The organism is Corynebacterium tuberculostearicum, assembly GCF_046097255.1.
Taxonomy (GTDB): Bacteria; Actinomycetota; Actinomycetes; order Mycobacteriales; family Mycobacteriaceae; genus Corynebacterium; species Corynebacterium tuberculostearicum_J.
On sequence record NZ_CP175770.1, the window covers coordinates 2,437,614 to 2,457,376 of the forward strand.

Genomic DNA, 19,763 nt, shown 5'->3' on the forward strand with positions numbered 1-19,763 from the left:
TGGCCGCGCTCTACCCCACCGCAGCCGGGCTTTGGCCCGTATCGTGGCCAAAGGTCGCGGCGGAAGGGCTACGCACGGTCAGCGGCGGGGCTTTCGGGCGCCTTATCCTGCACGATGGTTACGCCAGACTTGCGCGAACCGTGGGCGCGGTGGGTAGCAGCGACGCGCTCCGGATAATCCGGGGCATGGAAATCCGCGTGGGCGGCTTCCTCGGCGTTTTCGGCTTCCAATTCCGCCGCACGCGCACGCCTGGTGCGCAACGCGCCACGAATGGTGGCTGCAACGCCGGCCGCGACCACGACCGCGATGGCAACGGGAGTAACTGCTGCAGGCACTGCCCAGCCAAAGTATGTCTCGGCACCACCGATAACTTTGCTGATATTCAGGCCCACGATGGCCGTGCCCACCAGTCCGCCGAGCAGGACGGGGTTGATGCGGGAGATGAGCCACGCGGCGATGGGCGCGGTGATAGCGCCGCCGATGAGTAGGGCAATGACTGCGGCCAAGTTGGCGACGATATCGTGCCAGAGCCCGACGATAAAGCCTGCGGTGGCGCCGAAGGTCACTAGGAATTCAGCGGCGTTGACCGTGCCGACGATGCGGCGCGGCTGCTCGCGGCCGATGGCCATGAGCGTGGAAGTCGACACCGGGCCCCAGCCGCCGCCACCGGTGGAATCGACGAATCCGCCCACAAGACCAAGACCGGCGAGAAACGGCGTGGAGTGGGAGCGCTTATAGGCGGAGCCACGGCGGCGCGGTTGGGAGAAACGCCAAATGAGGTTCGCGCCGATGCCCACCAGGATGAGCGCGGTCACCGGCGCGGCCGCCGCGGTGGAGATATTCGACAGCAACGTGGCACCTAAAAAGGCGGCGATCCCGCCCGGCACGCCGAGTCGGACCACGGTTTTCCAATCCACGTTGCCGAAGCGCGCGTGGCTCAGTCCGGAGATGGCCGTGGTACCAAGCTCGGCGGTGTGAACTACGGCTGAGGCCTGCGCGGGGCCAAGGCCGGCAAGAAGCAGTATGGTGGTGGACGTGACGCCAAAGCCCATGCCGATGCCACCGTCCACGAGGTTGGCGGCCGCACCGGCGAGCGCGATGAGGATGAGGGTTAGCATGGCGCGAACACCTCCTGTGCGGCGCGACGGGCGTGGTGAAAGCGATCTGCAACGAGGCCCGCGAGATCAGTGCCAAGAGGGCGGTCGACGGTCGCGGGAACGCCCGCCAGCCGGTCAAGGAGCAGGCCCTCGGTCACGAAGAGCGGAATCACGCGCACGCGAGAGGGGTCTTGATGCTCGCGGCACAGGGACACGATCCCTTCGCGACCACCGCGGGTGGCGAATTCCACCGTCGTGGGCACGCCGGTGAGCGCGAAGGGGCGGTGGGCGAGTTCTCGGATGGCGTCGTTGGCTGCTGTATCAGAGGAACCTACGGAGTAGATGACCACATGGGCATCGTCAGGCCGGGTACGGGAGGCGAGCACGCGGGCGAGGTCCTCGCCGGTGCCGAGCCCAGGGGCGAGGTGAAGGGAAAGGTGGGAGGTTGTGGAGGCGTCGGCAAGCGCGCGCGGGACGTCCACGCGCTGGTGGTAGCCCTGGGTAAAAAGCAGCGGAACTACAATTGCCTCGGTCTCCCCTAGCTGGGCGAGCTCGAGCGCGGCCGTGGTGAGGTTAGGCTCGTTGAATTCCAGATGCGCCGCGCGGGCTGGGCGCAGACCCGTGGCCTGAGTCAAACGCTCAATGCCGGCCGCGGCGCCCGGGTGCCGCGAACCGTGGGACAGGGTAATAAGTGCGGGCATGGGGACATCCTTAAGCCTTCGGCGCCGTGGTGTGGCCGCGGCGGGCAAGCGAGCGCTTCAGTGCTTCGTTAGAGGACACAGCCGGTGCGGGGGCTACCGGGGCATCGTCTTGGCCATGGAAACGCACGGAGAAAATCCGCAGGCACTCCTGGCACTTCCAGGAAAAGTCATCTTCCTCATCCGGGAAGAGGTCGGTGCCGGCGCAATACGGGCAGAAGCTGGGATGGTTGCGGTTGGGGTTGGGCTGGCGGCGAAAATTCACTGCAAGTCCTCCTCCTTGGCACGCAAGACCCAGTGGCGGAATTGCTCGCCGTCCTCGCGCTGCTCTTTGTATTTATTGACCAAGCGAATGACGTACTCGGGCACCTCATCGGCGACGACCTTGTGGCCGCGCAGTTTGCGGCCCCAGTCCGGGGACAGGCCAAGGGCGCCGCCAAGGTGGACTTGGAAGCCCTCGACGCGGTTGCCCTCGGAATCGGTAACAATCTGGCCCTTCAGGCCGATGTCCGATACCTGCGAACGCGCACAGGCATTGGGGCAGCCGTTGAGCGCGATGGAAATCGGAACGTCCAAATCGCCCAAGGTGTCTTCCAAGATGTCTACCAACTCGATGGCGCGGGCCTTGGTGGTCACGTGCGCGAGCTTGCAGAATTCCAGGCCGGTGCAGGAAATGACGCCGCGGCGGAATTCGGACGGCTGGGAGTAGAGGCCGGTCTCATCGAGCGCGCGGGAGAGCGCCGGAATGTCTTCTTCCTCCACATCAAGGAAGAGCAATTCCTTCATCGGGGTGGTGCGGATGCGGCTGATGCCGAACTTTTCGGCCACGTCCGCAATGGCGATGAGCTGCTCGCCGGTGGCGTGGCCCACGGTGGGCTTTACGCCAACGTAGAACTTGCCATCCTTCTGGCGGTGCACGCCCAAGTGATCGCGGGAGCCGGGCTCGACCTCCAGTGGGATACCATCCAGCAGTGGCTTGTCTAGGTATTCCTCCTCCAGTACTTGGCGGAATTTTTCGATGCCCCACTTGGCTACCAAGAACTTCAGGCGGGCACGATTGCGGTTGCGGCGGAAGCCGTAGTCACGGAAGATGCCGACCACACCGGCCCAGACCTCCGGCACGCGCTCTAGGGGAACCCAGGCGCCGAGGGACTGCGAGAGCATCGGGTTGGTGGACAGGCCGCCGCCAACGAAGCAGTCGAATCCCGGGCCGTACTCGGGGTGGTTCACGCCCACGAAGGCAACGTCTTGAATCTCGTGCGTGACGTCCTGGCGGGAGTTGCCGGAGATAGCGGTCTTGAATTTTCGCGGCAGGTTATGGAATTCCTCGCGCGGCAGGTAGTTATTCTTAATCTCTTCGATGGCTGGGGTGGCATCGATAATCTCGTCCTCGGCCACGCCGGCAACCGGAGAGCCCAAAATGACGCGCGGCACGTCGCCGCAGCCCATGAGCGTGCTCAAACCTACCGACTCGAGCTTGTCCCAAATGGTGGGCACATCCTCGATTTGAATCCAGTGCAGCTGGATATTCTGGCGGTCCGTAAAGTCCGCCGTGGAGCGGGCATAATCGCGCGAGATCTCACCCACGGCGCGCAGCTTGGCAGGATCGGCACGGCCACCGTCGAAGCGCACACGCATCATGAAGTACTCGTCCTGCAGCTCGGCGTTGGACAGCTTGGAGGTCATCTCGCCGCCCAAGTTCTGGTTGCGCTGAGTATAAAGGCCCAGCCACTTGAAGCGAGGGGCTAGGTCATCGGCCAGAATGGAGGAAAATCCCTGCTTGGAATAGATATCGATGACGCGCTGCTTGGCAGAAAGCCCGCCGTCTTCCTGCTTAATTACCTCATCGTTATTGAGGGGCTCGGTGCCGTCAATCTTCCATTGGCCTTCGGGCTTTTTGGCGCGGGACGTGCGCTTGGTATTAGTCGCGGTGGTCATGGTGTAGATCTCAACCTGCCTTTCCAAAGTATTGAAAGACAACGTACCCGTCTAAAATGACCAGACAAAGCGGTCTTTTTTATTTTCAACTAAAAAATCGCCCTGAACTGCATGAAGAGAAAAATATTTTTAGAATCTAATTCAACTCCTTGCCACAACCTAGACTAAACGGTTCAATTGCCAGAAAGATAAGCCACAGAAAATGAACCTAGCGGTCTAGACCCCGCGATAGAGAGAAAGGCATTCACGCAGCATGAATCAGCCCTTGAAGGTAGCCGTCATCGGCGCAGGCCCGGCCGGCATTTACGCCTCCGATATCCTGGTGAAAAAGACCGGCGGCGAGGTACAAATTGACCTCATCGAGCAGATGCCCGCGCCCTTCGGTCTCATCCGCTACGGCGTAGCGCCGGACCACCCGCGCATTAAGGGCATCATCAAGTCCCTGCACCGCGTGCTCGATACCGAGCAGATTCGCCTGTTGACCAACGTGCATATCGGCCGTGACATCACCGTGGACGAGCTGCAGCAGCATTACGATGCCGTGGTCTTTGCCACCGGCGCCGTGGGCGATCGCCACCGCGATATCCCTGGCGCGGACTTGGACGGCGTGCATGGCGCAGGCGAATTCGTGGGCTTTTACGATGGCAACCCGCGCTTCGAGCGCGACTGGGACCTCTCCGCCAAGGAGGTCGCAGTCATTGGCGTGGGCAATGTGGGTCTGGACGTCTCCCGCATCTTGGCCAAGACCGGCGATGAGCTCAAGGTCACCGAGATCCCCGATAATGTCTACGAGTCCCTGGCTAAGAACCAGGCAGAGAAGGTGCGTGTCTTCGGCCGCCGCGGCCCGGCGCAGGCCAAGTTCACCCCACAGGAGCTCAAGGAGCTGGACCATTCCGAGTCCATTAATGTTGTGGTCTCCCCCGAGGACATCGACTATGACGAGGCCTCGCTGGCCGCGCGCCAGGAGAGCAAGTCCACCGACTTGGTGTGCCAGGTGCTCGAGCAGTACGCGATTCGCGATCCAAAAGAAGCGCCACACACGCTGCAGATCCACCTCTTTGAGCAGCCGGTAGAGATCTTGGGCGAGGACGGCAAGGTCAGCGGCATCAAGACCGAGCGCACCGCGCTCAACGGCGATGGCAGCGTGCACGGCACCGGAAAGTTCACGGAATGGCCGGTGCAGGCGGTTTACTTCGCCACCGGCTACCGCTCCGATGCGGTCGATGGCGTGCCCTTTAATCAGGACAAGAACGTCATCAATAACGATGGCGGCCATGTTATCGATGCGGCCGGCGCAGTGGTACCGGGCCTCTACACCACCGGGTGGATTAAGCGCGGCCCGGTGGGCCTGATTGGCAATACCAAGTCCGATGCCACGGAGACGATTGGCATGCTGCTTGCCGACGCCGCTTCTGGCACCCTCCCCTCCCCCTCCAGCGCCGCGGATATCACCGAAGTCTTTGCCGAGCGCGGTATCGATTATCTGACGTGGCAGGATTGGCAGCGCTTGGACGCGGCCGAGCGCGCCCTAGGCGAGCGCGAGGGCCGCGAGCGTAAGAAGTTTGTGGAGTGGGAGGACATGGTCTCCCACTCGCGCGCCGAAAATTAGCGGCGAATGATGGCAAGGACCTCGTCGACGATGGACTGCACCTCGTCGGTGGTCTTTGCCTCTACATTGAGGCGCAGCAGCGGCTCCGTATTGGACGCGCGCACGTTGAACCATGCCTCGGTTCCCTTGAGCTCGACGGTCACGCCATCGAGTTCATCGACGGACTCAATCTTATCCGCCAGCTCATCCAGTACTGCCTGGGTAGCGGCCTTCTGGTCCTCCACGGTGGAGTTAATCTCGCCGGAGGCCTCGTAGCGGGAGTATTCCGCCATGAGCTCGCTCAGCGGCTTGTCGGACTGGCCCAGTGCGGCCAGCACGTGCATCGCAGCAAGCATGCCGGAATCAGCGTTCCAGAATTCCTGGAAGTAGTAGTGCGCGGAGTGCTCGCCACCGAAGGCAGCCTTGTGCTCGGCCATCTGCGCCTTGATGAAGGAGTGGCCCACACGGGTGCGCACCGGGGTACCGCCCTTTTCCTTAATGAGCTCCGGCACGGTCTTGGAGGTAATCAGGTTGTGGATGATGGTAGCGCCGGGGAACTTCTCCAGGTAACGCTCAGCCACCAGCGCACAGATGGCAGAAGGAGAAACCGGCTGGCCCTTTTCATCCACCACGAAGCAGCGGTCCGCATCGCCGTCGAAGGCCAAGCCAATATCGGCCTTCTGATCCACGGTGAACTTCTGCAGGTCTACGAGGTTCTTCGGGTCCAAGGGGTTAGCCTCGTGGTTCGGGAAAGTGCCATCGAGCTCGAAGTACAAATCGCGGACGTCGAAAGGCAAGCCATTGAAGACGGCCGGCACGGTGTGGCCACCCATGCCATTGGCGGCATCGACAGCTACGACGAGCGGCTTGGAATCCTCTAGCGGTACCAGCTTGCGCAGGAAGTCGGCGTAGCCGGCCAGAATCTCCTGTTCGGCAATTGCACCCTCGGTGCCGGTGAACTCCGGGGTGCCGTCGATAAGCATCTGCTTAATCTGCTCCAGGCCGGTCTCCTGGCCCACCGGTACCGCGCCGGCGCGGCAGAGCTTAATGCCGTTGTACTTGGCCGGGTTATGAGAGGCGGTAAACATAGCACCCGCACACTCCAGGGAGCCGGCGGCGTAGTAGAGCTCGTCGGTAGAGGTTAGCCCCAGCAGGGTCACGTTGAGGCCCTGTGAGGTCACGCCCTCAGCAAAAGCGCGCGCCAGAGACGGCGAGGACGGGCGCATATCGTGGCCGACTGCTACGGTATTTTCGCCTTCTTCCCGCAAGATGGCGGCAAACGCGGCGCCCGTATCGCGCACGAAGTTCTCATCGATATCTTCGCCCACCACGCCACGGACGTCATAGGCCTTAATTACTGCATCAAGATGCTCACGAGTTCGCATAACCTGCAATAGTACCCCCGCCGACTGGGAAACTACCGCACCACGGGGTTCGTGTCAGTCCTGTTCCGGTTCCGCGGGCGTCGTTTCATCGGGCACGACGGAAAGGTGGGCGCGGCGCGCCTTTTTGGCATACGCCACGCGGCGGGTGCGAAAGACCGGGTGATTCGAATTGGCAGGGTCTGCCCCATCAAAGGTGGCGGAATAGTCAATAGGGTCTGCACCGGAGCCGGCGCTGCGGTCATCGACCAAGCCGGTGGTCACACGGCCGTCTTCCTTGACGGCCTCTGCCAGGGCCATCAGGTCATCTTCCTCGTCCAGCTCAATGCGGTCCACTCGCACCAGTTCCCAGCCCACTGGGGCGGAGATGCGGTCACGGTGGGTGGCACACGAATCCCAGCTGTGTGGGTTCTCCTCTTCCGCCAGCGGCCCAACGACGGCCGTCTGGTCCGCGTAAGCGTAGGTCAATGTCGCCACGGCGGGGCGGCCGCAGCCTGGGCGGGAGCAATGGCGAGAAATAGTCACAGCGCATAAGTCTAAACCCTTAGTTGAGATTTAGATAGTCTTCGCCCCGGCGTGGCTCCGCTAAAACCAGCCCGCCAGGACCCTAGAATCAAGGTCATGACCGCCGCTCGCCCGCATATCCGCCCCGACCGCGACCGCCACGGCCACGGCATGCGCGGACCTCTCCTCCCCCAGCAGACCCCGCGCTACCGCAGCGCGCGCGAGCACTTCGACATGGCCGTATTGGAGGCCTATGCCCCCATCCAAAACGCCTTCGCGCCACAATTGCGGGGCCTCGACTTGGCTGTAGACACCATCCCGCGCATGCGGCTTTCGCCCGATATGACCGTGCTACCGGATGAGATTATCGCCGATGGTCCAGTTCCCCTCGGCCGCGTGGTTCCTGCCGGCGTAGATTCCGAGGGCCAGCCCACCCGCGCACGCTTGGTCATTTTCCGCATGCCCATCGAGCAACGCGCCTCCACCCCGTCCGAGCGCTCCGAGCTCCTGGGTACCGTTATCACCGCGCTGGTGGCCAACTACCTCAACTTGGACCCCGAAGAAGTGGACCCGCGCTATAGCTGGTAGCCCCGGTAAATTTCGCGGCGCAGCAGAAAAGCCCCTGGCCGCACATTGCGTGCTAGCCAGGGGCCTTACTGGACACCTTAATTATCCAATCTCGCGCTTGAGGCGGCGGCGCTCACGGTCAGATAGCCCGCCCCAAATACCGAAGCGCTCATCGTGCTCCAGCGCGTACTCCAAGCATTCATCGCGCACCGCGCAGGCCTGGCAGATTCGCTTGGCCTCGCGGGTAGAGCCTCCCTTTTCAGGGAAGAATGCTTCAGGGTCGGTCTGCGCGCACAGCGCCTGGTCCTGCCACTCCTGCTCGACGGCACCGAAGAGTTCATCGAGCGACATCTCTGCAGCAGCACCGCCACGGAGAATGGCGTTGTTATTAGCCATTTTGTCCACGCCTTTTCCTTTCTCCGAGGTTGGGTAATTCTCATCAGTGCGACCGACTGTACACCACATTCTCTTTGGGTAGCCCCGCCGGGATGGTGTGGAAGTAACGGCGCCGGCCGCTGTTTCTTTCACTGATGTAATTTCACACCGGATCACTAAATATCGTCAACCCGAATTGGCGGCTTCTTCGCGCTTTCCGGCAAAAACGCAGCACACGATCCCCATCCGTCACATCCGTAACAACTGATCCCCTGTGGGGGTATAGGTAGGGGGTACTACATGTAGTGGTGCCCTGTTTTTCTGTCAACAATTTTCAGGAAATCCCGGCGTGTCGCGCGCACAACCCCGCAAAGAAGGGATCCATGCGCTTCACATCTATGAAGATTCCGCACCATGTCGGCCGGTTCGCCTAGGCGCAGCGACTGGCCCCATAAAAGAAAGGTCGAACCGAGGCTCTATTTTCCTCAGTTCGGCCTATCCCATCTGGGCCTAGTGCAGTGCCTTGGCCACGGCGGAAGCGTTAAGCATCGGAGCTAAAACGCACGCCGGCATCGGGGATGGAAACGCCAGGGAAGACACGCATGCCGTCGAGAAGCTCGCAGCGTGCGCCGATGTGGGCGCCTTCACCAATGACGCAGTTCTCAATGACCGCGTTGGCGCCAATGTGGGCACCGGAGGCAATGATCGAGTTGTGGATGATGGCGCCTGGCTCAATGCGCACGCCGTCGAAGACAACGGTGCCCTCCAGGCGGGAGCCCGCGCCCACCTCGGAGCCACGGCCCACTGCGGTACCGGACAGCAGCAGCACGCCACCGGCGATACCGGCGGAGGGATCCACCAGGGACTCACCGGTCTTGCCCTCAATCAGCGGAGAAGGCGCGATGCCGCGTACCAGGTCGGAGGAACCACGGGTGAAGTCATCCGGGCGGCCCATATCGCGCCAGTAGGAGTTGTCTACGTGGCCGACAACCAGGCGGCCTTCAGCCAAGAGCCCTGGGAAGGTTTCGCGTTCCACGGAAACAACGCGGTTGGCCGGAATGGACTCGATGACGGAACGCTTGAATACATAGCAACCGGCGTTGATCTGGTTGGTGGGCGGATCCTCGGTCTTTTCTAGGAAGGCGGTAACTCGACCGTTGGAGTCGGTCGGCACGCAACCAAACGCACGGGGGTCAGCCACGTTGAGCAGGTGCATGGTGACATCGGCGTCCTTGTCATGGTGCGTGGTGAGGATGCCTTCCAGATCCATGCCGGAGAGCACGTCGCCATTGAAGACCATGACCGTGTCATTGCGCAGCTTGTCGTAGACGTTGCGGATGCCGCCGCCGGTGCCCAGCGCGGTCTCTTCCACCACGTACTCGATCTCCAAGCCCAGCTCGGAGCCATCACCGAAGTACTCCTCAAAGACCTCGGCCTTATAGGAGGTAGACATGACGACGTGTGTGATGCCGGCGGCCTTGATGCGGGCGAGCAGGTGCTGCAGGAACGGGTAGTTTGCCGTCGGCAGCATCGGCTTCGGCGTACCGATGGTTAGTGGGCGCAGGCGGGTGCCGCGGCCGCCGACGAGAATCACTGCATCCGTGCTGGCACCGTGGGTGGTGGCTGCTTCAGTCATAGTCTTCCTTATGTATGCGGACAGTTTTATTCTGTGATTTTCTGAGGGACAGTGTAGAGCGTATGGCGCGCAATCCAGGTCAACGGCACGCGCACCGGTTCTTAAGAACGTGCCGAGGCTGAGGCAATCAGCCCGCGGACTCGCAGCCCCAGCCACAACGCGCCACGCAGCGGGGCCTGCCACCATGCGGGGTGGCGGTCTGCCTGAAAGCGATAGGCGGAGTTGTGGTGGGCGCGCAGCATCGCTCCGGCGTGCGCTTGGGTGGAATGCCCCTTGGCGTGGCTGATAACGGCCTCCGGGCAGAAGATGTTTTGGTAGCCGGCGCGCGTGAAGCGATCTCCTAGGTCCACGTCTTCGAGGTACATGAAATAGCGCTCATCAAACCCGCCGATGGCGTCGAAGGCCTCCCAGCGCACAAGAAGGCAGGAACCGGATAACCATCCGGCCGGGCGCTGAGCGGTCATATCGGCTTCATCGCGGTAGGCGCGCGACCATGGATTGGACGGCCAGATAGAAGAAAAGAGTGCGTGCCCAATGCCGGTAGCCACGGTGGGCACGGCGCGGGCCGAGGGATAATTGCTGCCATCCGGTTCCACGATGCGCGGGCCCACGGCCGCAGCATCCGGCCACTGGCGGGCGCACTCGATGAGCTGGTCAATAGATCCCGGGGTAAAGGTGACATCGGGATTAGAGATAAGGAAAAATTCCTCATCCACGTCACCGTGCTCGCGGGCGAAGCGGGCACCCGCATTCATGCCAGCGCCGTAGCCGATATTCCCGCCGGTATCGAGAAAGTCCACCCCGGCGCGTTCGCGGGCCGCGGCCTCGGGCACGCCGTCGGTGGAGCCATTATCCGCAAGCACGACCTTGGTGCCGCGGGCGCAGGCGCCCGGCAGGGAGTCCAAAAAACTACCGAGGTATTCACCGGGACTATAGGTCACGGTGATCACGGCCAGCGGGGATTGATTTGGTGTAGTCACAATGGCCCCGAGCTTAGTCACAGGCGCTCCTCGCACTGGGCAGGGACACTGCCCGAACACGCGAAATCGGACGCGGATCACTAATTTTTGGCTTTTCTGCCCTAAACTGTCTCCAGATCCCCACCAATCTAGAAAGCCTCCACTTGTGACTTCTGAGAACACTCGCCGGGCGCGCACCATCCAGCCGGCCCCCTCTGCCGCTAGTGCGGTAAAGCAAAAAGGTTCCACGGCCATCAAGGCGATCGTGGCACTCCTGTCTGCCTTGATCCTGGTCGTATCTGGCGTGGGTTATGCCACCGTGGGTCGGCTGGATAATGGCATGTCTTCGGCCACGGACTTGTCCCTGGACGGCCAAGGCTTGTCCGGTGACTCGCTCGATGGCGCGGTGGATATCTTGCTGGTGGGCAAGGATTCGCGTACCGATGCCAAGGGCGACCCCCTCTCTGAGAAGGAATTGGCGGACCTGCACGCCGGCGTGGCCGATGGTGAGGAAAATACCGACACCATGATGCTCATCCGCGTTCCGGAGGACGGTTCCCGCGCTACCGCCGTATCCATTCCGCGCGATACCTATGTCAAGGATCCGGACTACGGCAATATGAAGATGAATGCCGTCTTCGCCTCCCACAAGAACGCCAAGGTGGAAGAGCTGGAGCAGGAGAATGCCGAGGCCGAGGCCAAGGGCAAAAAGAAGCCGCACTCGGATAAGGACATCGAAAAGCAGGGCGTCGAAGCCGGCCGCGAAGGATTGCTGGCCATGGTGCGCACCCTGACCGGTGTGTCTATTGATCACTACGCCGAGGTAGGCCTGTTGGGCTTTACCCTGCTGACTGATGCCGTCGATGGCGTAGATGTCTGCCTCAACGATGACGTTGATGATGACATGTCTGGCGCTAAGTTCAGCAAGGGCAAGCAGACCCTCGACGGCGCCAAGGCCCTGGCTTTCGTGCGCCAGCGCTATAACCTCCCGCGCGGCGACCTCGACCGCATCGTGCGCCAGCAGGCCTACATGGCGTCCCTGGTCAATAAGATCCTGGACAATGACACCCTGGCTAATCCTTCCAAGCTGTCTAAGATTGCCAAGGCGGTAGAGCGCTCCGTAGTCATCGATGATGGCTGGGACATCATGGGCTTTGTCACCCAGCTCGCAGGCCTGGCCGGCGGCAATGTCACCTTCACCACTATCCCGGTAACCTCCATCGACGGCCAGGGCGATTATGGCGAATCCATCGTCACCATCGATGCCGCCGAGGTCCACCGCTTCATGGATGACCTAGCCAAGACCCATGATGAAGCCACCGATGAGTCCAAGGCCGAGGATAAGGACAAGCAGGAGAAGGCAGAGAAGGACAAGGACGTCGATCCGAATATCAATATTCACGTCCTCAACGCTGGCAATATTGATGGCTTGGCCGCCGGCATCGGCTCCTGGCTGGAGGGCAAGGGCTACACGGTAGAGCGCTCCGCCAATGCGCAGCCGGGCATCTACAGCGAGTCGCAGGTCGTCGCCGCCGATCCATCGAGCAAGGAAGCTAAGGCCCTGGCCAAGAAGCTGGGTGGGCTGCCAGTGGCAGAGAATCCGCAGCTCGATGGTGACACCCTCATCGTGGTTGCTACCGATGATTACCAGGGGCCTTCCGATGAGGAAGCCAGCGACGAGCAGCCGGAGGAAGACACCTCCAGCCAGCCGGTAGGCACCCCAGGCAATGACTTCGGTACCGCCAAGGTTTCCCCGGAGATCGACGCTGGTGGCGACGGCCCGCGCTGCGTGAACTAGCACTTCTCCCCTACGATGGGCGGGTATGGAACTACTCGCCCATCTTTTGCGTGCCGACGCCGCCTCCCCGCGGCTTACCGTATATAACGAGGCGACCGGCGCGCGCATGGATTTTTCCGCGCAAACGCTCGACAATTGGGTGGCCAAGATCGCCAATATGCTGGAAGAAGAGCTCGACTTAGAGCCGGATTCCACCATCGCCATCGATCTTCCTTCCTCGTGGCAGGCGGCCGTCGTCGCCTTGGGCACCCTTGCTGCTGGCCCTTCCTATAGCTTTGGCGAGTCTGCCGCGCTTGCCGACGTCGTCTTTACCTCCCCCTCCCGCTACTCGGCCGCCCACGAGCGCCAGCCGCAGGCCGACATTGTGCTCATTAGCGAGGACCCCTTTGGCCGCGGCGTCGTAGAGTCTGGCGGGGAGCTTCCCGCCGGCGCCATCGATTTTGGTCCCACCGTGCGCTTCTACGGTGATCAGTACTTTGGCGAAACCCAACCACTGCCCCAGCTTGTCGATGCCCCCGCATCTGCCGAGCGCCTGCTTTCTACCGGCTGGTCCGATAATGAGTCTTTCTCCCGCGCCGTACTCGAGCCCCTAGCCGCTGGCGGTTCCGCGGTTATCGTTGCCGGCATGTGCCCGGCCGAGCGCTTGGAGGAAATCGCCGTCAATGAGAAGGCCACCGCCCGCCTCTAATAGTTTCAGAATGCAGACTGGGCCCAGATACACTTAGCCCTCGTTATGTTTCTGGGAATCTCTGTAGACGCATGGTCCTCTATCTTCATCGGCGTTCTCATCCTCGCTGGCACCATTACTCAGGGCACCATCGGTTTTGGCTTAGGCACCATTGCCACACCCATAATCGCGCTCATTCGACCTGAGCTCGTGCCGACGCTCATTCTGCTGCTCGCGCTGTGCATTTCCAGCTATACGCTCGCGCGCACCTACCGCGAGACGTCCTGGCGCGTTGTGGGCATTTCCTCCCTAGCCCGCATTCCCGGTTCCCTGGTGGGCGCTTGGGCAATTGCCAGCCTCTCTCCTGATGGGCTATCCATCTTTATCGGTTGTGCCGTACTCCTCGCTATGACGTTATCCAGCTTGGGATGGAGCCCTCGCCCCACCACCGCCAATACGCTCATCGCTGGCGTAGCCTCCGGCATCCTGGGCACCTCGACCTCCATCGGCGGCCCGCCCATGGCGCTGATCATGAAGCGTTTTGATCCCAACCGCACACGCGGCACCTTAGCGGGCACCTTTGTCCTCGGAACCTTAATTTCTCTTATAATTCTGACGTTCAATGGGCAGATCAGCGACACCCAGGTCACCACCGCGGCGGCCTATTTCCCCCTAGTCGTCGTTGGGCTCATTGCCGCCAACTACCTCAATCGATTTATAGATAGGCAGCTCCTCAACCGCATCGTCATCATCGTTGCCATCTCTGCGGCCCTCATGCTGATTGTCGAATCGGCCCTACTCTAGCCCACGCGCTACCCCTCAGCAGAAGACCCCAACAGGTTCCTGTTGCGAAACGCACCAACCTCTGCCATGTAAACGCCTATAACTTATGTCACGTAACATTCATGGCAAAGCATTTTATTACCTTCCCCCTACCCGCTTAAATGCAGCGTATGACACATATTGTGACGTGTCCACAACCTTTTAACGGGACCCCAAACCCCTTCCAGGGGCCGCCAAATCACCCCCACATAGGGGCCCACTCCCTTCGTGTCGATTCTCGATTGTATAGACAATCATCCATCAATATTTTTGCACGTACTATCAGCCGCTTAGCGGGAACAAACACCAATAAACAGCTTGGTCTATATAAAAAATACCCACCCGCCGAGGTGGCACATATATAGACATCTAAGAGATGAATTAATTCTGAGCCTGTTTTAGCGTTTTCTTAGCGCAACATTGAGAGTTGCTGGATTTCATTCATAAGTTCATTCATTTTCTACCTACCTAGGAGAAGTTCTATATGTCGATTCGTCGTCGCATGACCGGCCTGACCGCCGGCCTCATCGTCGCCGGCACCGCATTCGCGGCACCGCTGGCTGGCGCAGCTACCCAGACCGAGTCCTACCCGGAGACCCCGGCCCTGAACCCGGACCTGCCAATCATCCACACCACCCACGGTTCCGACCACATGAAGGCGAACGTCCTGAACCCTCGCCCGGTATGTAACCCGTGGGAGGACCACCGCACCGTGGTCTACAAGGTCTCCGATCGCTTCCTGCCGGCCGGCACCATCTCCACCACCAACCAGACCAAGAAGGACATCCCGCTGCAGCAGGATCTGTCCAAGTCTCAGTCCATCTCCCTTTCCGTCAACGGTGACCGCACCGAGACCACGTCCATGAACCTGGGCGGCAAGGGCTCCAAGAAGGGCGCTGAAGGCTCCTTCGGCATCTCTCACGAGATCGCTACCAAGATTGGCGCTAGCGCTTCCTACTCCCTGTCTTGGGATGCTGGCCAGTCCATCGGACCATACGACGTTCCGCCAAACCACACCGGTGAAGCTACCTACGGCTTCCGCGTGCTGAACATGACCGGCACCCAGCAGTACTGCAAGCCAAACGGCACCTGGTCCACCCCGACCGCATGGAACGCAATGCAGCCGGTAAAGAACGAGGTTCGCGTCAAGCTGTACGACAAGCTGTCCGACTCTTACGCTCCTAACAAGGACGCTCAGAACACCACCGACGTCAATGACCCGAAGGTTGTTGAAGAGGACAAGAACCTCGAGGCTGATGCAGAGGTCGTCAAGGAGTCCGAGGGCAACGCCAAGGAAGCAACCGAGAAGGTTTCTGAGGCAGAGGGCAAGAACGAAGAGGCTGCTGACAAGAAGAAGCAGGAAGAGGTTGATGCCAAGGAGGGCAAGAAGGACTCCAAGCACAAGCTCGACCTCGAGCCTTACCTGACCGTGTCCGGCGCTAAGCACGCTGGCTTCGCAGGCACCGTTGCTCTGCGCGCTAAGAACGTTGGCTCCGAGCGCTACTACGGCGAGTTCCCAGCTACCCAGTTCCGCGTGGACGTGAAGACCGCTAAGGGCCCGAAGGGCGTTGACCGCCTCATCACCCCGCGTTCCTCCAACGGCGCTCACATCCGTGACCTGGGCTTCAACGAGAAGACCTCCACCCGCTCCTTCGAGGTAACCCTGGCTAACCCGATTAACGCTGGCGAAGAGGCCCGCATCGCTAACCTGGACTTCGGCGACGGCAAGACCAAGGAAGGCCGCCTCATCAACAACATCGAGGTAACCCAGACCTCCCGCATCAAGGGTGATGACTCCAAGCACAACGACCAGAACGTTGACTCCCGCGAGCACACCCTGAAGGACACCGGCAAGAAGGCTGAGGGCCTGTTCTAAGAACTCCCCACTTCTGTCCTAGGGACACAGTTTCCTAGCCAGTCACTTCAAAAGGCCGCTGCACCATCAAACGGTGCAGCGGCCTTCCTTCATGTTCCCCCTCCCCATACACGTCATCACTCCGCTCCAGATGCTCCCACCGAGGCCCTGGACGAGCACCCAGAAATTGCAGAGCTCTTCGATCCTCTTTCGCAGCTGCTTACCGACGAAAAGATGCAGGCACTTAACGCCCGCGTCGACGTCGACGGCGAGGACTACACCACCGTGGCGCTGGATTTCTTGAAGGAAGAAAACCTGATCGCGGACTAGCTGCGACACCTTAACAAGATTCCCAATAACCGCTGCACCACCCTTGGTGCGGCGGTCTTTTACATTTATTTAACTTAGATCATAAATTTGCTTTCGTTCTCCATAACCTTCAGATAGATTGTGTATGTTGTCTCGTTCACAAAAACTGGAGGATGAATTCTATGTCTCACACGACTGCGAATGCGCCTGCTTCACCAGCCAGCCCACCCACCACTGGCGGTGCAGGTACTTCACCCAGCGGCCAGGTGACCACTAATAAGGCCGTCAACAGCCAATGGACCATCACGCTCTTCGGCACTGCCGTAGGCGCAGGCATTCTCTTCCTGCCGATTTCGGCCGGTAGCTTCGGCTTCATCCCGCTGCTGGTGGCTACCCTGCTCATCTTCCCGATGACTTACCTGGCCCACCGCGCGTTTTCCTGGATCATCAGCTATTCCCCGCTGCACGGCGAGGACGTCCTCGCGGTACTCACCCACTTCTTCGGCCGCGGCAATGGCATCATCCTGGCAATCATCTACTGGTTCACCATCTTCCCGGTGGTGCTCATCTACGGCGTATCGATTACGAATACGGTCGATAGCTTCATCGTCAACCAGCTGGGTGGACCGGAAATCTCTCGCTACATCCTAGCGCCGCTGTGCGTGGGCCTCATGACGCTCGCACTCGCCTTTGGCAACGCCATCATGCTCAAGATTGCCCAGTTCGTGGTCTACCCGCTCATCGTGGCGCTCGCAGCGGTATCGCTCTACCTCATCCCACAATGGGACTTGGGCTCCTTCCTGGAAGCCGGCGACCACAGCGCCGGCGGCGTCCTCAAGGCCATCATCCTCATCCTTCCAGTCTTGGTCTTCTCCTTCTCCTTCGTCGCCGCCATCTCCCAATTCTCCCTGGGCATGGAGAAGGAATACGGCGCGGACCACCACGCGCAGTCCGATAAGGTCATCCGCAACTCCGCCATCCTGCTGACCATTTTCACCATGTTCTTCGTCTGGTCCTGCGCCCTGGCCATGGGCGCGGACGGCATGCAGGAGGCTAATGACAAGAACCTGCCGGTACTCTCCTACTTCGCCAACGAAACCGGCACGCCGTTTATGGCCTACATGGCGCCCATCGTCGTGATCTGTGCGGTGGCCTCCTCCTACTTCGGCCACGCCCTGGGCACCATCGAGGGCACCCAATACCTCTTCAACCTGGCCGCGCCAAAGGCCACGAAAAAGATGTCTACGCGCACGCTCGACCTGTGGACCTACCTCTTCATCTTTGTCGCAACCTCCCTGGTGGGCATTTTCAACCCCTCCATCCTGGATATGATTTCCGTCGTAGGCGGCGTCTTCTTCGCTTTCATGACCTACCTGTTGCCCATCTGGGTCATCTACCGCGTGGAGGCACTGGCGCGGTTCCGGAGCAATAAGACCAACTATTTCGTGGCGATCATGGGTCTTATCGTGCTCTTTGCCACCATCTGGGGAATGTTCCAATAATCCCACTAAAACATGGTTCGACAAGGCCTTTTCCTCTCTGGCAGGGTGGGAGACATCATGTCAGAACAGGAAAGGACCCCGACCTAAAGATAAAGCTCGGGCAGAACAACGAAATCAAAATTAAAAACAAGTACGAGACGTTTTCTATCGCCAATGACATCGCCATCTCCGTGGTCTTCATCCTTGGCTCGGTGCTAACACTTGCCGGTATGTCAATGGTCGCCACCGTCTTCTACCTTCTCGGCAGCCTGGGCATGGCAGCCCGCCCGGCCATCCGCTTGAAGCGACGTACACACCTGCAGCGCATTGGGGCAGATGCCAATACCGCCGAAAGCTACGACTACTAGGCGCAATGGGTAGACGCGGCTAACAGTAAACTTTCAGCAACTGGCAGCGACCTATCAGGCGCAATCCATCGCAGTAGCAGCCCCGTACCCCATACTTAAATCATGCGTTTGAGAGAGCGCATACGAGAGAGATAGAGAGAACCCCTCAGTTTCCAGAGGGCGGCTTTAAGCCGATACATGGAAACACCTTGTAGAAGAGACGCCTGCGGCCCTCGGAACCATTTAGGTTCCGAGGGCCGCAGGCGTTTTGGACTACCGCAAGGTACTACTCGTGCAACTTATTCTTCTTTGAGGCGAAGAGAACCGCGATGCCGGTCACCAGTGCTGCGGCCACCAAGTAGAAAGCGGGGGCGAGCTGCAGACCAGTGACGTCGATAAGCCAGGTGGCAATCATCGGTGCGGTACCACCGAATACGGCGTTGGCGGTATTAAACGTCAGCGCGAAGCCAGACAGCCGCACATGCGTGGGGAATTGCTCGGAAAGGAAGGAGGGCAGGACGCCGTCGTTAAGCGCCAGCACCCCACCCAGGCAGACCTGGATGATAATGACGAGGAAGAGCCCGGCGCCGTCGAGAAGCATGAAAGCCGGAATGATGGTCACGCCCATGAACGCGGCCGCGCACAGCATAGTCGTGCGGCGGCCAAGCCGGTCCGAAAGCATGCCGGTCAGCAAGGCAAAGCCCACATAGAACGCGGAGGCCACCGAGGATGCGATAAACGCCGGGGTCGCGGCCATGCCCAACTCCTCCGACAGGTAAGTGGGCAGGTAGGTCAAGATGACGTAGAAGCCAATGGCATTGAGCACCGCGCCCGCAAAGGCAATGGCCAGGGCCTTGGGGTACTTCAGAACCTCGCGCAGCGGGGATTCTTCCGGCTCATCTTGGTCCTCAAAGTGGGAGGACTCCTCCGTGTTGCGGCGAATCCACAGGCCATACAGTCCCAAAGGCAGCGCAATCAGGAATGGTACGCGCCAACCCCAGGATTCCAGGGCGGCATCATCAAGCACACCAGTCAGCAATGCCGCAATGAGCGAGCCCAAGAGCAGGCCCGAGGCCGTCGCGGACGGCACCACCGCCGAATAGATGCCACGCTTGCCGGCCGGGGCAATCTCAGCCAGGTGCGTGGCCGCGCCCGCATACTCGCCAGCGGCGGAAAAGCCCTGCACCATGCGGCACAGCAATAGCAAGATGGAGGCGGCAAAGCCGATGGTGGCATAGCCCGGCAGGAAACCAATGCACGCTGTTGCCACCGACATCATCACAATAGACACCGTCAGTGTATGGATGCGCCCGTATTTATCACCAAAGTGGCCCCACACGATGCCACCCACCGGCCGCACCAGGAACGACAGCGCGAAGAGCGCAAACGTCATAATCAGCGCGCGGCGTCCTTCCATCTCTGGAAAGAACACCCGGGAGATAATCGCGGACATGTAAATATAGGCCGCATAGTCGAACCACTCGATGAAGGTGCCAATAAACGCCGCCTTAATGGCCGAGCGATGTTGGTGCCTGGTTTCCTCCGTATCCTCGACCTGCGCCGCCGCGGCGTCACTGGCTGGGGGTTGGGCTGTGAGAGGAGACATGCTCCTCACCTCGATTCTGTAGCTCTACAAGCAGGTGAAACGGCGCAGCCTGACTGCGCACATATCTTCCACCCTACAGAAACACACTATGTTCTACGTCACTTGCGCGCTTCAATGTTGCACACCTCTACCAC

The 19,763-nt window shown here is 60.4% G+C and carries 19 protein-coding genes; 9 read left to right on the plus strand and 10 right to left on the minus strand.

Annotated elements, in window-relative coordinates:
• Positions 1-68: 68 nt before the first annotated feature.
• The 4 genes from ACKFRY_RS11630 to ACKFRY_RS11645 are packed head-to-tail and all read right to left on the minus strand — an operon-like array spanning position 69 to position 3,733.
• Positions 69-1,118 carry a sulfite exporter TauE/SafE family protein gene (locus tag ACKFRY_RS11630; RefSeq protein ID WP_408921430.1) on the minus strand — a complete coding sequence of 350 codons (1,050 nt, stop codon included), beginning with the start codon at positions 1,116-1,118 and terminating at the stop codon, positions 69-71.
• Entirely contained in the window at positions 1,112-1,798 is a 687-nt protein-coding gene (locus ACKFRY_RS11635; protein ID WP_408922894.1) for a sirohydrochlorin chelatase, read from the minus strand. The genes ACKFRY_RS11630 and ACKFRY_RS11635 overlap by 7 nt, the downstream gene beginning before the upstream one ends.
• 10 nt (positions 1,799-1,808) lie before the next feature.
• A complete protein-coding gene (locus tag ACKFRY_RS11640; RefSeq protein ID WP_250408905.1) occupies positions 1,809-2,060 on the minus strand; it encodes a hypothetical protein in 252 nt (83 codons plus the stop codon).
• On the minus strand, positions 2,057-3,733 hold the full coding sequence (locus tag ACKFRY_RS11645; protein ID WP_250408904.1) for a nitrite/sulfite reductase: 1,677 nt from the start codon (positions 3,731-3,733) through the stop codon (positions 2,057-2,059). The genes ACKFRY_RS11640 and ACKFRY_RS11645 overlap by 4 nt, the downstream gene beginning before the upstream one ends.
• A 253-nt stretch (positions 3,734-3,986) precedes the next feature.
• Here ACKFRY_RS11645 and ACKFRY_RS11650 point away from each other — a divergent pair, with 253 nt between their 5' ends.
• A complete protein-coding gene (locus ACKFRY_RS11650) occupies positions 3,987-5,342 on the plus strand; it encodes an FAD-dependent oxidoreductase (RefSeq protein WP_250408903.1) in 1,356 nt (451 codons plus the stop codon).
• On the opposite strand, the gene ACKFRY_RS11655 is transcribed toward ACKFRY_RS11650, so the two are convergent.
• Both ACKFRY_RS11655 and ACKFRY_RS11660 read right to left on the minus strand, forming a co-directional pair.
• The gene (locus ACKFRY_RS11655) at positions 5,339-6,706 is read right to left on the minus strand and encodes a phosphomannomutase/phosphoglucomutase (RefSeq protein ID WP_005326604.1); all 1,368 of its coding nucleotides are present in this window, start codon (positions 6,704-6,706) and stop codon (positions 5,339-5,341) included. The genes ACKFRY_RS11650 and ACKFRY_RS11655 overlap by 4 nt on opposite strands.
• 54 nt (positions 6,707-6,760) lie before the next feature.
• Entirely contained in the window at positions 6,761-7,228 is a 468-nt protein-coding gene (locus ACKFRY_RS11660) for a DUF3499 domain-containing protein (RefSeq protein ID WP_408922895.1), read from the minus strand.
• Between the two features lie 96 nt (positions 7,229-7,324).
• Here ACKFRY_RS11660 and ACKFRY_RS11665 point away from each other — a divergent pair, with 96 nt between their 5' ends.
• A complete protein-coding gene (locus tag ACKFRY_RS11665; RefSeq protein ID WP_408922896.1) occupies positions 7,325-7,795 on the plus strand; it encodes a metallopeptidase family protein in 471 nt (156 codons plus the stop codon).
• Positions 7,796-7,876: 81 nt separating this feature from the next.
• Here ACKFRY_RS11665 and ACKFRY_RS11670 read toward each other — a convergent pair whose 3' ends face one another.
• From ACKFRY_RS11670 to ACKFRY_RS11680, 3 genes are all read right to left on the minus strand, one after another.
• Positions 7,877-8,125: a WhiB family transcriptional regulator gene (locus tag ACKFRY_RS11670; protein ID WP_005528147.1), complete on the minus strand. Its 249-nt coding sequence runs from the start codon at positions 8,123-8,125 to the stop codon at positions 7,877-7,879.
• A 565-nt stretch (positions 8,126-8,690) separates the two neighbouring features.
• A complete protein-coding gene (locus tag ACKFRY_RS11675; RefSeq protein WP_408922897.1) occupies positions 8,691-9,785 on the minus strand; it encodes a sugar phosphate nucleotidyltransferase in 1,095 nt (364 codons plus the stop codon).
• 101 nt (positions 9,786-9,886) lie between these two features.
• Positions 9,887-10,786, minus strand: coding sequence for a glycosyltransferase (locus ACKFRY_RS11680; protein WP_250410731.1), 900 nt, complete (start codon positions 10,784-10,786; stop codon positions 9,887-9,889).
• A 124-nt stretch (positions 10,787-10,910) separates the two neighbouring features.
• Between ACKFRY_RS11680 and ACKFRY_RS11685 the strand changes: the two genes are divergently transcribed.
• From ACKFRY_RS11685 to ACKFRY_RS11715, 7 genes are all read left to right on the plus strand, one after another.
• A complete protein-coding gene (locus tag ACKFRY_RS11685; RefSeq protein ID WP_408922898.1) occupies positions 10,911-12,542 on the plus strand; it encodes an LCP family protein in 1,632 nt (543 codons plus the stop codon).
• Between the two features lie 25 nt (positions 12,543-12,567).
• Entirely contained in the window at positions 12,568-13,230 is a 663-nt protein-coding gene (locus ACKFRY_RS11690) for a TIGR03089 family protein (protein WP_408922899.1), read from the plus strand.
• Between the two features lie 45 nt (positions 13,231-13,275).
• A complete protein-coding gene (locus ACKFRY_RS11695; protein ID WP_408922900.1) occupies positions 13,276-14,013 on the plus strand; it encodes a sulfite exporter TauE/SafE family protein in 738 nt (245 codons plus the stop codon).
• Positions 14,014-14,515: 502 nt separating this feature from the next.
• Positions 14,516-15,907, plus strand: coding sequence for a hypothetical protein (locus tag ACKFRY_RS11700; protein WP_408922901.1), 1,392 nt, complete (start codon positions 14,516-14,518; stop codon positions 15,905-15,907).
• 147 nt (positions 15,908-16,054) lie between these two features.
• On the plus strand, positions 16,055-16,216 hold the full coding sequence (locus ACKFRY_RS11705; RefSeq protein ID WP_408923433.1) for a glycine betaine ABC transporter substrate-binding protein: 162 nt from the start codon (positions 16,055-16,057) through the stop codon (positions 16,214-16,216).
• Between the two features lie 161 nt (positions 16,217-16,377).
• Positions 16,378-17,697, plus strand: a complete 1,320-nt coding sequence (locus ACKFRY_RS11710; protein ID WP_005322443.1) for an amino acid permease — start codon at positions 16,378-16,380, stop codon at positions 17,695-17,697.
• Between the two features lie 170 nt (positions 17,698-17,867).
• Complete coding sequence (locus ACKFRY_RS11715; protein ID WP_253825369.1) at positions 17,868-18,044, plus strand: YrhK family protein; 177 nt, start codon at positions 17,868-17,870, stop codon at positions 18,042-18,044.
• A gap of 265 nt (positions 18,045-18,309) precedes the next feature.
• Here the strand turns inward: ACKFRY_RS11715 and ACKFRY_RS11720 are convergent, their stop codons facing one another.
• Positions 18,310-19,629 carry an MFS transporter gene (locus ACKFRY_RS11720; protein WP_408922902.1) on the minus strand — a complete coding sequence of 440 codons (1,320 nt, stop codon included), beginning with the start codon at positions 19,627-19,629 and terminating at the stop codon, positions 18,310-18,312.
• Positions 19,630-19,763 lie beyond the last annotated feature (134 nt).

What these genes read in the sequence shown, in the direction of transcription:
- ACKFRY_RS11720 (WP_408922902.1), bottom strand. Translation starts at nt 19,629, where the DNA reads ATGTCTCCTCTCACAGCCCAACCCCCAGCCAGTGACGCCGCGGCGGCG.
- ACKFRY_RS11710 (WP_005322443.1), top strand. Translation starts at nt 16,378, where the DNA reads ATGTCTCACACGACTGCGAATGCGCCTGCTTCACCAGCCAGCCCACCC.
- ACKFRY_RS11650 (WP_250408903.1), top strand. Translation starts at nt 3,987, where the DNA reads ATGAATCAGCCCTTGAAGGTAGCCGTCATCGGCGCAGGCCCGGCCGGC.
- ACKFRY_RS11630 (WP_408921430.1), bottom strand. Translation starts at nt 1,118, where the DNA reads ATGCTAACCCTCATCCTCATCGCGCTCGCCGGTGCGGCCGCCAACCTC.
- ACKFRY_RS11670 (WP_005528147.1), bottom strand. Translation starts at nt 8,125, where the DNA reads ATGTCGCTCGATGAACTCTTCGGTGCCGTCGAGCAGGAGTGGCAGGAC.
- ACKFRY_RS11635 (WP_408922894.1), bottom strand. Translation starts at nt 1,798, where the DNA reads ATGCCCGCACTTATTACCCTGTCCCACGGTTCGCGGCACCCGGGCGCC.
- ACKFRY_RS11700 (WP_408922901.1), top strand. Translation starts at nt 14,516, where the DNA reads ATGTCGATTCGTCGTCGCATGACCGGCCTGACCGCCGGCCTCATCGTC.
- ACKFRY_RS11675 (WP_408922897.1), bottom strand. Translation starts at nt 9,785, where the DNA reads ATGACTGAAGCAGCCACCACCCACGGTGCCAGCACGGATGCAGTGATT.
- ACKFRY_RS11695 (WP_408922900.1), top strand. Translation starts at nt 13,276, where the DNA reads ATGTTTCTGGGAATCTCTGTAGACGCATGGTCCTCTATCTTCATCGGC.
- ACKFRY_RS11690 (WP_408922899.1), top strand. Translation starts at nt 12,568, where the DNA reads ATGGAACTACTCGCCCATCTTTTGCGTGCCGACGCCGCCTCCCCGCGG.
- ACKFRY_RS11655 (WP_005326604.1), bottom strand. Translation starts at nt 6,706, where the DNA reads ATGCGAACTCGTGAGCATCTTGATGCAGTAATTAAGGCCTATGACGTC.
- ACKFRY_RS11645 (WP_250408904.1), bottom strand. Translation starts at nt 3,733, where the DNA reads ATGACCACCGCGACTAATACCAAGCGCACGTCCCGCGCCAAAAAGCCC.
- ACKFRY_RS11665 (WP_408922896.1), top strand. Translation starts at nt 7,325, where the DNA reads ATGACCGCCGCTCGCCCGCATATCCGCCCCGACCGCGACCGCCACGGC.